Origin of the sequence: Acinetobacter sp. TAC-1 (assembly GCF_029025845.1) — a bacterium.
In the GTDB taxonomy this organism is placed as follows: Bacteria; Pseudomonadota; Gammaproteobacteria; order Pseudomonadales; family Moraxellaceae; genus Acinetobacter; species Acinetobacter guillouiae.
Window position 1 is genome coordinate 4,278,895 of the sequence record NZ_CP118892.1, and the last position, 13,661, is coordinate 4,292,555.

The following is a 13,661-nucleotide window of genomic DNA, read 5'->3' on the forward strand; positions in this document are numbered from 1 at the left end:
ATAATTACATAAATAATCATTAAAAAAATTTAACTCAATTGGATAAAAGTCATCGTTATACCCAAGCGATTCAGATTTTTTGAGGCATGTGTTCTGAATATTCTATTATCTCTTTATAACATCACTACTTAAGATAACAAAAACAAAAATGCGTCGTTGATCGACATAAAAAAGGATTTTGGAATAATCCAAATTTTTACGAAAAGGAAAGCAATATGATTAAACCAGTAATTTTATCGGTAATGCTGACAACAATGGCGACACATTCTGCTGTGGCCACAGAAACGGGACATTCATCAGGTCTTAGCTTAAGCGGCTCTGCTGCACTGACAACGGACTACCGTTTCCGTGGTCTATCCCAATCTCGTAATGATCCTGCGGTACAAGGGACCTTTGTACTGTCACATGATTCTGGTTTATATGGCGGAATCTTTGCGGCCAATACGGACTTCGGTGGTTCAACATCACCACATTTTGAGTTTACCTCATATATTGGCTATAACACGGCATTAAATTGGTCTGAAAAAGTTAAGCCAACACTAGATTTAAGCTATAACCGATTTAGCTATCCAGGTTGGTCGGATTGGGCATGGCATGAGTTTTCTGCACGTTTAACCTTTAATGATATCTTTTTAGGTAAAGATAGCCTCCTCACCAATATTAATTATAGTGATGACTATATCGGGTTTGCAGGTGATGCATGGAACTTCACCTTAGGCTATTCAGTACCATTGGCTGAAACAGGTTTTGGTCTGACATCAAGTATTGGTTATTCCATCATCCAAGATAAAGGTGCATTGATTGATGTTGATGCCGACAATTACATCGATTGGAAGCTTGGGGTGAATTATCAATTTAAAACACTTGAAGGTTTAACTGCGGAGTTATCTGGGGTTGGTACCAATTTGAATACCGATCAGCTCTCTAAAAGTGAAAAACGTACAGTCGCAAACGGTGCAATTTTTAGTTTAACCAAAGCGTTTTAACATTGCGTTTTTAGAGGATACACAATGTTCAATTGCTATCTGATTTTCGAAGATTTGTTCAATTTAAAAATGCTTTTTTGAAATGATCATTCATTTCAAAATTTTAAATGCATCATTCTGGTGGGTGACACCCTAAAGCCCCACCAGATTGTTTAATTATCAATTTTTCTAGCTACCAATTTTTTAATTATCAAATTTCTTTAACACATAGGCTTTTGTTGGTGCGGTATGGTGTTGACTAAAATAAAGTCGATTTTCTTCAGTGCCATTGACTATTTTATCAATATCCATCACTAAGTCATTTTGTGCATCCACGTTGTAATAGAACTGAATACCTTCAATTCGATTAATCACAATTTCATGATTTACTTCGTCATAGGCCCAAGTATTTTTTTGATAACCACGGTTCGGCTTGATATCACTATTTTCATAGGTCATTTTACCCATATACACAAAGGTACGATGTGCAGTTCCGTCTGGGAGTAAATTAATAATAAACTCCGCACTGCCTTTGTCACACTTGGCAAACGGATCTTCACAACTCATTTGTACATGATAACGTCCTACAAATGCCTCAGCTTTTGTGGAAACCACGCCACTTTGCTGGTCTTGCCCTTTCATTTCTACCATTGCAGGCAAGGTGGCTTGACCCGCGAGATCGGTCAGTTTTTTCCCTTCACTTGCATTGGCACGTGGTGGCGTTTGTTGCAAAGCAAGTTCGCTGGATGAATTTTGTGTGTCAGATGCACCTTGTTGTTTATCATTTGATTTTGAGGAATCGCAAGCACTCAGTACTGTACAAATACTGATGCCTAAAATTCTAAAAAAAATTACTTTATGAAAAGTTAAATACATAAATCCAAATAACCCAATTACACCGTGCCAGACACATCAAAGATCAATGTGTATATCTATATCTTATTGCGTTGTGCCGTTTCTCGAAATCTTAACGCTGTATTTTTTACAAAAGTATAAAAAACATATTTATCACCACCGCCACCTACATCGGATTGGACACTTTTTACATTATTTTTAATGATTTAACTGGCGTTGTTACACAGTCTTAACAATTTTAATTGGTGATTCACTTGAAGAATCAAACAGAAACGCCACTATTTACTTATATGAATTCATTTTTAATTTTTTAATCATGAATGATGATGAATAACTTTAAGGAGATTTAAATGGCCAATTCTGGTTTATATCGTTCAAGCCGACATAATATGATCGCCGGTGTAATGGGCGGTATTGCTGAACGTTTTGGTTGGAATGTCACATTACTACGAATTATTTTCGTGATTGTTTCATGTTTGAGCGCAGCTTTTCCAGGTATTCTGGTGTATTTGGTGCTTTGGTTAATTATGCCAAAACAAAAATTGCAGCTAAATGAACCGCAAAGCTATGAACGCCCTGTACGAACCATTTATGAAGAGAAAACCCATTAATTGACTTCGATTTAAAGATATGACCCTTTTCAGCTACAACAGTTCCCCCAAACTGCTGTAGCTTTTTTTATGCCGCATCATTTTTAAACGGTTTTATTTTGAAACAGTATCATTGTGAATTATTGAGTTGTTGCTGTAATGCTGCAATCATATCTGCGCGACTAATAATCCCGACCATTTTTTGATGATCAACCACAGGGATATAATTAAAAGAGCGTTCAACGAAATAAGGCACTAAGTCTTGAATCGGTTGTGTCGGCTGTACAGTGACCACTTGTCGATTCATAATTTGTTTGACCAAATGTTCCCAAGGGGCACGCGCATCGGCAGCGCGTTTAAACCACTCTACAATTTCATACAATGCCAATGTACCAACCAATTCCCGATCAGCATTGAGCACGGGCAAACTCATCAAATTCACATGTTTAAACTTATCTAAAGCTTGGTGAATATCATCTTGTTCATCCAAGCTCAGCACATCTTTGCTCATAATATCTTGGCAAAGGTATTGATGTACTGCTCTTGCATTGGCCTTTGCTTGTGCTTCTAAAATAATTTTTTGTAAATCATATTCACTAATATCTAAGAGCTGTGTCTGTTGTTCTAACACATCTTGAATATCTTGCGGTTGAATCGTGACTTTCTGTGTCGGGGTTGGATCCTTAGAACGTGTATTAAGCTGTGCAACTTGTGGAAATTGCTTTCCCAACATACGATTAAAAATGATTGCAATCACCAGCAGCAAGACTGAATTGAGTAATACTGGGTAAAAGATAAATTGATAACCCAACTGGTGAATAGATGCACCACCCAATACGGCAGTAATCGCCACCGCACCACTTGGCGGATGCAATGAATCTGTACTCATCATCAAGAATATCGACAATGCAACAGCAACACTAAATGCCTCGGTTGGATTGGAAATAAAGATGGCACAAGTCACGCCGACTAAACCTGCGATGGTATTTCCCACCACCATATTCCAAGGTTGTGCTAAAGGACTTGCGGGTACAGCAAAAAGCAATACCGAGGACGCGCCCATCGGTGCGATATACCATGCATTAAATCCACCGAGTACATACCAACTGATCAATGATGACACTGCTAATCCAAGCAGTGCACCAACACCACAGACTAAGCGATCTTTTAGCGGTAAAACTTTAAAATTGGGTTTTAAGGTATTTAACCATTCAAGTTGCGTATGAAACACGACAGTCCTGCGCTTTAACACGGTTTAAAGTGTGAATTATACGATGTTGTGGTTATAAGATATATTTATTATCTATCTTAAATGGATAAATTTTTCGCTGATATTTCTCATCTACTGATTTTTCACTGGGCATATTCAGTCAATTGATCAAGTCTTTTTCCATATTCTTGCATTGGACAAAACGCATACATGGGTGAACCAATATAACTTCCAGCATTTTGGCACTCCTGATCAACATAAGCTTTCCATAAGCGTTGTGATTTCATGATGTCGTTATAACGTTCTGGCTGATGGTTTATCTGACTCTGTTTTTTGATCTGATCGAGAACTTTGACAATTTCTTTTTCATAATATGCTCTGCTCTGGTTACTACATGATTCAACCACGGCATTGTTGATGTTGCCTAAAGCCAGTTTTTCGATGATTTGTTCAACACATTGGTTATATACATCGGGTGAAGCAGTAGTCTTTTCCGCATAAGCCGATATTGAACAAATAGTTGTAGATAAAACCATCATGATTGTGCATGCTCTTATCATATTTATTCCTTTGTTGTTTTGATCATGGCTCAATATAGCAATAAATCGATTTTAAAGGCTTTGTTTTTAGCACCCAGTCTGAGCTTAATCCTATTGGTCGCGTTTTTTCTTTTTATGAATCATCAATATGATATACAGTCTTTACTCACAATATTTGGTATCAGCCTAATCGTTTATCTGATTTATTGCATTATTGTCATTCCAATTGCTTATGTCATTTCACTTTGGCTTGCACATCAATATTGGCTTAATTTTTTCAGTATTTTCGCCGGCTCACTGTTGATGTGGCTAATTGTCAGCATCATTGGCTATCTGGTTTTTACTGGGTCATTACCCACACCGCTATGGAAACTATTGAGCGATTGGTTTTTTTATGCAATTTCTGTATTTGCAGGGTGCTGTTATTGGGTTTTGTTAAAAGTATTCTCCAGACCATCATTTACGACTCACGATAATGTAGATAAAACTGATTACTAAAAATCTCCTCTGGATCATATTTTTTCTTCAAACTAAAAAAGGCGTCGGTTTGCGGATAGGCTAAACGCATCTTGTCGCGACTCACATGTAAGCGATAAGGCAAATAAAATGTGCCTTGGTTTTTAAGTGTAATATCAACCAATTGCTGAGTCAGTTGTTGCATATCCTGCTCTTGTTGTGCGGTCTTCTTTTGATTAAACAGAAACACCAAGCCAAAAACATCCTCTCGGGCATAATTCATAAATGCATCATGATCATGTTCAACTTCACGAATCGTGATATTGAGTAGATCCACTTTTTTCGTTTTTAAAACGGGCTTGAGATCTTGAATAAACTGAGCCAAGTGCTGCTTTGGAATAAAATATTCATGCAATAGATCGGTTGAATGGATATCTTTATTTTCAATCAAAGCGGCATCTTCACTGAGAATTTCATTGCGACTAAACGTCGCATAAGGCGATACTGAATTCAGACTACTTTCTAGATCCCAGCGTAGCCGTTTGCCGTATTCACTATCGACAGAGCCACGGAACACAATCCGCTTAGTCTCAGCGTTTTTACTTTGTTGTTGTGACAAGGCTAAGGGTTTTTTATCGATTTTTTCAAAATAGTTTAAGGTTGCCTGCTGTAAAAAATGCTTATCTGAAATACGTAAACGACCATAAGCAAATTGTACATTTGGATTATTACTGACAATCTTTTGGTACGCGTTTACATAGTCTTCAGGTAATACTGAAATTGATTGAAATGTTAAAGCGACATTATCCACAGCTTTTAATTTTACATCGAGAATAATACCAAATAATCCATAGCCACCAATCACCAATTTAAACAGTTCAGGATGTTCTGTACGACTACAGTTTACAATCTCTCCCTGCGCATTCATCAAGGTAAATGATTCAACACTGGATGAAATCGGGGGTGAATTCTTTTGCCAACCATGCCCATTGACACTGATCGAACCGCCAATCGAGAAATTACTAAAAGATTGCATCACTGCAATTGATTTACCATAGCCGTCTAAATACCGAAGGGCCGCTTCCCATGTTGCACCCGAGCCAATCGTGAGAATATTGCTCTTCTCATCAAAGCTCATGTGGTTATAGGGCAGCATATTTAGTGCAATACCATCAGGATAAATGGTGTGCCCGCCCATACTGTGCTTAGCTCCCGCAATCGAGACTTTTAGATGATGTTCACTTGCATATTTAAGCAAAGTTTTAAGTTGTTGTTGAATCGCTTCGGGTGTACTTTCTACATCGACAATTTTATGCACTTTTGTCAAATTAAGATGGCTGGCATCATCCCGATAACCTGTAGGAATATGCTCAATTCCCTGTTGCTCATTGATTTTTGTTTTAAAAAGATGAATCGCAGGAATAGAAATAACTGCCAATACAATAAGGAAAAGGCTTAGCCAAAGTTTGTTTTTCTGTGTTTTTTGCATAATGAATGATTTAAAAATGTTTTAAATTTATTCAATAATTTATAAGCTATAAATATTAAAAAAGCAAAATACCGATAAAATTTGTCAGCGATCAAAATCATCATTTATAATGACTTCCAGCATAAAAACAATATCTTAAAATAAGGAGAATATATGGCTTATATTATGGTGGACATCGAAGCAGATGGTCCAATTCCCGGTGATTACTCAATGATTGCGCTAGGTGCAGTGTTGGTCGAAGATCACTTACATCAACAATTCTACGGTTTACTTAAACCAATTTCCGAAAATTATATTCCTCAAGCGCTCGCAGTTTCAGGCTTTAGTCGTGAAGAAACCCTAAGCTTTAACAATCCTGAGCATGTTATGAAAGACTTTGCCAAGTGGGTGAGTAAAGTCAGTAAAGATCGCCCTATCTTTATTAGTGATAATAATGGTTTTGACTGGATGTTTGTCTGTTGGTATTTTCATCATTTTACTGGCAGTAATCCGTTTGGATTTAGTTCACAAAATTTAGGCAGTTTGTATAAAGGACTGGTCAAAGATAGCTTTCAAAGTTTTAAGCATTTACGTAAAACAACACATACCCATAACCCTGTGGACGATGCCAAAGGCAATGCAGAAGCTTTATTGGCAATGAAAAAGGATTATGGATTGAAGATTAAGTTTTGATTGGTCTTTTCTAGATATAAAACCCGCCCCTCATAACCACGCATATCCCACATGATGTTCTGCTGATTAATTGAAAGTTCCATGAAGTTTATGGGTAGGTTTAATGACAACATATACTGGAATTGATGTATCACTTGTAAAATATAACCATCAATATTTAGAAGATTTAAACCTATATTAAACATGCTGAATTCATCGATAGATAGCATATATAAATCCTCATCTAGATAATACCAAATATCCATTATTGGATGATAAACACCATCACACACCGTATTGTCACTAATCGTTTCACAAATATTTTTTAAAATATTTACAGCAAGTTCAGGCTGGATTTTACCGCCCAACACTTCATCACAAAAAAATTGTAAGTAAGCAAAAATTGCTTTTTTTGAATCTGGATAAGGTAAACCTAGTTCGTCTATTGATGCGTGAAAATATTTTTCAGCTAACCCGATCTCTGGAAAACTTTCCAATATTAAAGAAACCAAAGCAATAATAGATTCTGTTTCAAAACCATTTTCTAATTTTGCTACAGCCCAATCAATATAATCTTGTGCATTTTTACCATCTACTAAATTCTTACCAATGATTTCTAAATAATTCATTTAATTACCATTGAATAAAAAGTCATGATTTGTTCATGATGAACTTCCAGCATCCAACTTCTGGTTTGATCCACAATATTTAAACTTATCCCAACAGACCAACTAAAGATATCCCAGTGTTTCACAAAAACTTTCCATTGGGTTTTGATTACATTTTCATCATATAGCATGTAAATATCTTGATCGAAAGGAATCTTTTGCTGAAACAACCATTCTCTCACTTGCGCAATTTCAAGATCAGAATTCCAACTTTCTGAAATATTTAAGTATTGCTCATTCTTAAAAGATTTAGGCATTTCTTTATACATGAGTCGAGCAAATTCAGTGGCTTCAAAGCCTTTCAAAAAAGTTATGCGTTGGGAAAGATAGTGTTCTAACGCGAATTCGTCGATCAAAAAAGATAAACCAAATGGTAGCTCTGGATAGCTTTGCCAACTTTTGAATTTACGCTCATAATCCATTAAATACATAATATTTAAAATTTCCGTGTTAATATCAAATATATAATTTAACTTATTTAATTTTACCAATGAACAAAATAACCCATTCCATCATTTTAACTTCTTCTTTTTTCCTTGCTGCATGTAGTACATCAAATGAACCTGTAATTTTAGAAGCAAAGCAAATTGCAATGACGGGTGAACCATCAAGCACACTTGAACTTACCCTAATTAAAAAAGATAAAATCTGTATCTTAAAAGCAAAAACCACTTCTAAAAATACACCAACAATAGAAAAAGATTGGGCTTTTTTTAGGGACGATCTCATTTTAATATCTGAAAATTCAAGCTCGGAACCCGTAATCAATAGCGATGCTCCAGATGCAAAAATTGAAGAGCACATTGAGGAAATGAAAATAAGAAAAGAGGCCAAAGAAATGAAAAGTTTTATCTCAAAAGAAAATCTGAAAAAATGTACATAAGTTGATCTGCGATAAGAATCAATATTTATAGACTAACCTTTGCCACACCTCCCCAAAATCCTTATACTTAGAACCAATTTTTTCTAATACTTATAGTGGATGCTGCATGAGTCGCGCCATATCGCATATTGATACATTCCAAGGCTTAATTCTTGCCTTACAAAACTACTGGGCTGAACAAGGTTGTGTGGTGTTACAGCCTTACGATATGGAAATGGGCGCAGGGACATTCCACACTGCAACATTCTTACGTGCGCTTGGGCCAGAAACATGGAACGCAGCATACGTTCAACCCTCACGTCGTCCTAAAGACGGTCGTTACGGCGAAAACCCAAACCGTTTGCAGCACTACTATCAATTCCAAGTGGTGCTTAAACCCAACCCTGACAATATCCAACAACTGTATCTAGACTCTTTAGAAGCAATTGGTATTGATACGCTTACACATGACATTCGTTTTGTAGAAGACAACTGGGAATCGCCAACATTGGGTGCTTGGGGCTTAGGTTGGGAAGTGTGGTTAAACGGTATGGAAGTGACTCAGTTTACTTACTTCCAACAAGTTGGTGGGGTTGAATGCTACCCAGTCACAGGTGAAATCACTTACGGTCTTGAACGTCTGGCAATGTACTTGCAGGGCGTCGATTCAGTTTATGACTTGGTTTGGACCAAAGGTCAATTTGGTACAGTCACCTACGGTGATGTGTTCCATCAAAATGAAGTAGAGCAATCAACTTATAACTTTGAATATGCCAACGTTGAAAAAATGTTTGAACTCTTCGATTTTTATGAAGCTGAAGCAACCCGTTTAATGGAAGCGGAACTTCCACTTCCAGCATATGAGCAAGTCATCAAAGCATCACACAGCTTTAACTTACTCGATGCACGTGGTGCTATTTCTGTCACTGAGCGTCAACGTTATATTTTACGTGTGCGTACTTTGGCACGCTCTATTGCACAAAGCTATGTGGCTGCTCGTGCCAAACTCGGTTTCCCAATGGCTGAACCGCATTTACGTGACGAAGTGCTTGCACAGTTAAAGGCACAAGTTGAAGCAGAAGCAAAAGCTGAGGAGAATAAATAATGTCTAAACATACAGTTTTATTCGAACTTGGCTGTGAAGAATTACCGCCTAAAAGCTTAAAAACTTTACGTGATGCGTTACAAGCTGAAACGGTTAAAGGTTTAAAAGACGCAGGTTTGGCATTTGATTCAATTGAAGCTTATGCAGCACCACGTCGTTTGGCATTAAAAATTGTTAATGTTGATGGTGCACAAGCAGACACTCAAAAGCGTTTTGATGGCCCTGCCCTACAAGCTGCTTATGATGCAGAAGGCAAACCAACTAAAGCCTTAGAAGGCTTTATGCGTGGTCAAGGCATTACTGCGGATCAAGTATCAACTTTCCAAGCAGGTAAAGTTGAAAAAGTTTGCTATTTAAAAGATGTGAAAGGTCAAAGTCTTGACGCTTTACTTCCACAAATTTTACAAACAGCACTGGATAATCTACCCATCGCAAAACGTATGCGTTCTGCGGCAAGCCGTACTGAATTTGTTCGTCCAGTGAAATGGGTCGTCTTGTTAAAAGACAATGATGTGATTGATGCAACGATTCAGGATCATAAAGCGGGTAATCTGACCTATGGTCATCGTTTCCATGCGCCTGAAGCGATTTCACTCACAAATTCAGATGATTATTTACCGAAATTAAAAGCAGCACATGTCGTAGCTTCTTTTGAAGAGCGTCAAGCAATCATTGACCAACAAGTTAAAGCTTTGGCTGATGAAGTCAATGCGATTGCCATCGTTCCTGCTGATCTACGTGATGAAGTGACTGCATTGGTTGAATGGCCTGTTGCGCTACGTGCAAGCTTTGAAGAACGTTTCCTTGCGGTACCTCAAGAAGCCTTGATTACCACGATGCAAGACAACCAGAAGTATTTCTGTTTGGTCAATGCAGCACATAAATTACAGCCTTATTTCATTACTGTTTCCAATATTGAGTCTAAAGATCCAACTCAAATCATTGAAGGCAATGAAAAAGTTGTACGTCCTCGTTTGTCTGATGCAGAGTTTTTCTTCTTACAAGATCAAAAGCAACCCCTTGCTTCTCGTAAAGAAAAATTAGCCAATATGGTCTTCCAAGCACAATTGGGCACACTTTGGAACAAGTCTGAACGTATTGCAAAATTGGCTGTGGCGTTATCTGCAATCACGGGTGCAAATCCTACTGATGCTGAAAAAGCTGCACTGCTTGCAAAATGTGACTTAACTTCAGAGTTAGTCGGTGAATTCCCTGAACTTCAAGGAATCGCGGGAACTTATTATGCACGTATTGAAGGCGAAAATGATGAAGTTGCTGAAGCTTTAGGTGAGCAATATTTACCTAAGTTTGCTGGTGATGTTCTACCAAAAACGAAAACAGGTACAACCATTGCCCTTGCTGATCGTTTAGATACCCTCACAGGTATTTTCGGGATTGGCCAAGCACCAACAGGTTCGAAAGATCCATTTGCTTTACGTCGTTCTGCGATTGGTATCTTGCGTTTGGTGACTGAAAATAATCTTGATGTTTCGATTGAAGAACTGATCAAGCTTGCTTTGGCTGCTTATGGCGATGTATTGAAAGATCATGCGAAGACTTTAGCCGATGCTGTCGCATTCCTTGAAGGTCGTTACCGTGCTAAGTACGAAGACCAAGGTGTTGCGGTTGATGTGATTCAGGCTGTTCAAGCACTTTCTCCAAAATCACCTCTTGATTTTGATAAGCGTGTGACAGCGGTAAATCATTTCCGTAACTTGCCAGAAGCTGCTGCTTTGGCTGCTGCCAATAAGCGTGTTGCCAATATCTTGGCAAAAGAAGCTGCACCTACAGGTGAGATTATTGAAACTAAATTGGTTGAAGATGCTGAAAAGGCGCTTTATACCGAGATTCAAAATATCAAACCTGCGGTTCAACCACTTTTGGACGCGAAAGACTACACCACTGCGCTTTCTAAGTTGGCTGCGCTTCGTGCACCGATTGATGCATTCTTTGAGAATGTGATGGTCATGGCAGATGATGCAGAACTCAAAGCAAACCGTTTACGTTTACTTGCACAGTTACGTGACTTGTTTACAAGTGTTGCTGATATTTCGGTGTTACAACACTAAGTTAAGCATCTGTAAATTAATAAAAAACCCTACTAGTTATAGTGGGGTTTTATTTGGATGATCATTTAATGCAAAAAATTATTATAACCTTCATTTTTGTTATTTTATCTATTGGGCAATATGGCTGTTCTTCAACTCCAGTTAATCGTACTCAATCTCACATCGAAAATAGTCAAAAAACTAAACCTAGTGTAATTGGGATGTCTCGAAGCAAATTTTTAACTCATGCAAATACACCGACATCAAGTCATTTTGTAGGTGATAAAAGAGTTGATATTCTCACATATTATAAAAGTTCTAAAACGAATATCACTAAAATTTTTGGACAACAATTATTTAAAAGTTTAGCCGTTAATTTTACCCCATTAGGTCTAATCAGCAACGATGATGACATCACCTCATCTGACTTTAGAGGAGATAAAATAGTGCTAAAAGTTACTTATGATTCGTCAGATCATGTAGAACGAATTCAAAGAATAGAATGATTTAAGTTTATCTAGTCCTGAAATAAATTGACACTTATTGCGCACAAACGCTCGATGAATTTCATCGGGCGTTTTGTATTTTAACGACATATGCGGACTACGAACATTATAAATTTCTATAGACTCTACAACCATTTGTCTAGCATCTTCAAGGTTCCTTGGTTTTTAAAGTAAATATTCATTCTTCAATAATCCTTTGGTTTTAATCATCTTTGCTTTGGTCTTTTTAGTAGTCTTTATTTTTCAGTCATACGACTTGTAGACATACTTAAAAAAGATTGGCTCGTATTAAGCGGAATTTTAAGTGCTTTTGTTCTGCTATTCTTTTACCTAAGATTTAGGCTTAGTGAGGTTCGTTTAAGTCTACTTGCACAGTTACATGACTTGTTTACAAGCGTTGCTGATATTTCGGTGTTACAGCACTAAGTAGAAATATAAATTATAACCCGCTTTCGAGCGGGTTTATTTTTAGTCTCCGCTTTCCAAAACGCATAAATAACTGAAAAGATAACAATAAAAATTAACAATCTAAAACTAAATATTCCCAATACATTGTATAGACTCAATTGATCAAGTTAAGTTTAAGATCAAAAGCATATGAATTCTAAAATATTATTATCTGTACCTTTAATCGCGATCGTCCTCACAGCCTGCTCAACTACACCCACCAATCCAAACGCTCCAACTGTTTTAGAACAACATAAAAATATCTCTGCTGAACCAAGCACAAAACATAACCTTGCCAAACTCATCAAACAAACAGACAACTGTGTCATCGAATTTACTGGCAACTTTGAAACAGGAAAAGCCACAGAACATTGGATTTTTAAAGGTGATCAGCTCATCTCTGCATTTTCAAATGTAGATGCTGAAGTCGAAAATAAACAAACTGTTTTTGACCCCAAAGACGCGGAAAAGCTTAAAAACTTCAACTCACTTAAAAACAACTTTAAAGCATCAAATCTGGAAAAATGTAATTAATCTCGGCACTTCACTTTGATACGTCGTTGAAGTTAAAAGGGCTAAAATGCACAATCATTTCGCTCTTTTAGCCACATAAATCACGGGATAAATCCAAACAAGGATGTCAATGAGTCCAATCGCAGCAAATATGAAACTATTTGGGAGGTAATGATTAAACCAATAATAAATTGGATTTAAACCCAATTTAAACGAATTCATCATTGCGTAGAGCATCGCAATCATCAGCACATGAGACAAAATCAGATGTCCAATAGATAGCTGATATTTCTTAAAATATTTTGCAAAATAAAAGCTTGGAATCAAATAAATTAAAAAAACCACGCCCATCACAATCCAACTCATTATTTGATGGCTGGAAGACAATTCATCACCACAGCCACAGGCAAAACTGGGTTTGAAACTCAATATAAAGGTGAGAAATATCAAGATTATTATATTTTTCATTATGATGATTAAACCAACAATTTAACCCAAAGCTTATGTCGTTTTTGTTTTAATAACAAGCTAGAAATTCTTACTGAAAATGCTTTTATCATCATTCTCATATTCTTATAAACATCAGAATTTAAAAAGTAAAAACGCTCAATTCCCCCAAACACATCTGGCCGTAACATTCATTCACAATTCTTACACTATTGTTAAAACTCTGTAGATAAGCTGTTGCTGTTTTATCTCAAAGACTATTTTTATACATATTTCACATTATTATAGGCAACACTCAAACTTGAACTCA

The 13,661-nt window shown here is 36.9% G+C and carries 15 protein-coding genes and 1 pseudogene; 8 read left to right on the forward strand and 8 right to left on the reverse strand.

Annotation, left to right across the window (positions count from 1 at the left end):
• Window positions 1–215: 215 nt before the first annotated feature.
• Window positions 216–986 (forward strand): TorF family putative porin, encoded by a 771-nt coding sequence (locus PYV58_RS19980; protein WP_034615427.1) that lies wholly within the window; start codon window positions 216–218, stop codon window positions 984–986.
• A gap of 183 nt (window positions 987–1,169) precedes the next feature.
• On the opposite strand, the gene PYV58_RS19985 is transcribed toward PYV58_RS19980, so the two are convergent.
• Complete coding sequence (locus tag PYV58_RS19985; RefSeq protein WP_034615425.1) at window positions 1,170–1,841, reverse strand: hypothetical protein; 672 nt, start codon at window positions 1,839–1,841, stop codon at window positions 1,170–1,172.
• A gap of 329 nt (window positions 1,842–2,170) precedes the next feature.
• Here PYV58_RS19985 and PYV58_RS19990 point away from each other — a divergent pair, with 329 nt between their 5' ends.
• Window positions 2,171–2,431, forward strand: coding sequence for a PspC domain-containing protein (locus PYV58_RS19990; RefSeq protein WP_004718168.1), 261 nt, complete (start codon window positions 2,171–2,173; stop codon window positions 2,429–2,431).
• Between the two features lie 109 nt (window positions 2,432–2,540).
• Here the strand turns inward: PYV58_RS19990 and PYV58_RS19995 are convergent, their stop codons facing one another.
• The 3 genes from PYV58_RS19995 to PYV58_RS20005 form a co-directional block, all read right to left on the reverse strand.
• On the reverse strand, window positions 2,541–3,641 hold the full coding sequence (locus PYV58_RS19995; RefSeq protein WP_034615424.1) for an HPP family protein: 1,101 nt from the start codon (window positions 3,639–3,641) through the stop codon (window positions 2,541–2,543).
• A 122-nt stretch (window positions 3,642–3,763) separates the two neighbouring features.
• Window positions 3,764–4,180 (reverse strand): lysozyme inhibitor LprI family protein, encoded by a 417-nt coding sequence (locus tag PYV58_RS20000; RefSeq protein WP_034615422.1) that lies wholly within the window; start codon window positions 4,178–4,180, stop codon window positions 3,764–3,766.
• Between the two features lie 439 nt (window positions 4,181–4,619).
• Complete coding sequence (locus tag PYV58_RS20005) at window positions 4,620–6,104, reverse strand: FAD-binding oxidoreductase (RefSeq protein WP_034615417.1); 1,485 nt, start codon at window positions 6,102–6,104, stop codon at window positions 4,620–4,622.
• A gap of 153 nt (window positions 6,105–6,257) precedes the next feature.
• On the opposite strand from PYV58_RS20005, the gene PYV58_RS20010 reads away from it, so the two are divergent.
• Window positions 6,258–6,776, forward strand: coding sequence for a 3'-5' exoribonuclease (locus tag PYV58_RS20010; RefSeq protein WP_034615415.1), 519 nt, complete (start codon window positions 6,258–6,260; stop codon window positions 6,774–6,776).
• Here PYV58_RS20010 and PYV58_RS20015 read toward each other — a convergent pair.
• Together PYV58_RS20015 and PYV58_RS20020 are read right to left on the reverse strand one after the other, a co-directional pair.
• Window positions 6,752–7,384: a hypothetical protein gene (locus tag PYV58_RS20015; RefSeq protein ID WP_034615413.1), complete on the reverse strand. Its 633-nt coding sequence runs from the start codon at window positions 7,382–7,384 to the stop codon at window positions 6,752–6,754. The two genes, PYV58_RS20010 and PYV58_RS20015, sit on opposite strands and share 25 nt — an antisense overlap.
• Window positions 7,381–7,845: a hypothetical protein gene (locus PYV58_RS20020; protein ID WP_227504253.1), complete on the reverse strand. Its 465-nt coding sequence runs from the start codon at window positions 7,843–7,845 to the stop codon at window positions 7,381–7,383. Before PYV58_RS20020 ends, PYV58_RS20015 begins: the two co-directional genes overlap by 4 nt.
• A 68-nt stretch (window positions 7,846–7,913) precedes the next feature.
• Between PYV58_RS20020 and PYV58_RS20025 the strand changes: the two genes are divergently transcribed.
• From PYV58_RS20025 to PYV58_RS20040, 4 genes are all read left to right on the forward strand, one after another.
• Window positions 7,914–8,306, forward strand: a complete 393-nt coding sequence (locus PYV58_RS20025) for a hypothetical protein (RefSeq protein ID WP_034615411.1) — start codon at window positions 7,914–7,916, stop codon at window positions 8,304–8,306.
• A 106-nt stretch (window positions 8,307–8,412) separates the two neighbouring features.
• A complete protein-coding gene (glyQ, locus tag PYV58_RS20030; RefSeq protein WP_004718182.1) occupies window positions 8,413–9,390 on the forward strand; it encodes a glycine--tRNA ligase subunit alpha in 978 nt (325 codons plus the stop codon).
• Window positions 9,390–11,459, forward strand: coding sequence for a glycine--tRNA ligase subunit beta (gene glyS / locus PYV58_RS20035; RefSeq protein ID WP_034615408.1), 2,070 nt, complete (start codon window positions 9,390–9,392; stop codon window positions 11,457–11,459). Before glyQ ends, glyS begins: the two co-directional genes overlap by 1 nt.
• 53 nt (window positions 11,460–11,512) lie before the next feature.
• Window positions 11,513–11,944 carry a hypothetical protein gene (locus PYV58_RS20040; protein WP_275059649.1) on the forward strand — a complete coding sequence of 144 codons (432 nt, stop codon included), beginning with the start codon at window positions 11,513–11,515 and terminating at the stop codon, window positions 11,942–11,944.
• Between the two features lie 45 nt (window positions 11,945–11,989).
• On the opposite strand, the pseudogene PYV58_RS20045 reads toward PYV58_RS20040, so the two are convergent.
• Window positions 11,990–12,139: pseudogene (locus PYV58_RS20045) on the reverse strand (integrase core domain-containing protein); the annotation flags it as partial.
• A 402-nt stretch (window positions 12,140–12,541) separates the two neighbouring features.
• Here PYV58_RS20045 and PYV58_RS20050 point away from each other — a divergent pair.
• On the forward strand, window positions 12,542–12,925 hold the full coding sequence (locus PYV58_RS20050; RefSeq protein ID WP_034615401.1) for a hypothetical protein: 384 nt from the start codon (window positions 12,542–12,544) through the stop codon (window positions 12,923–12,925).
• A gap of 54 nt (window positions 12,926–12,979) precedes the next feature.
• Here the strand turns inward: PYV58_RS20050 and PYV58_RS20055 are convergent, their stop codons facing one another.
• Window positions 12,980–13,372, reverse strand: coding sequence for a hypothetical protein (locus tag PYV58_RS20055; RefSeq protein ID WP_034615398.1), 393 nt, complete (start codon window positions 13,370–13,372; stop codon window positions 12,980–12,982).
• Window positions 13,373–13,661 lie beyond the last annotated feature (289 nt).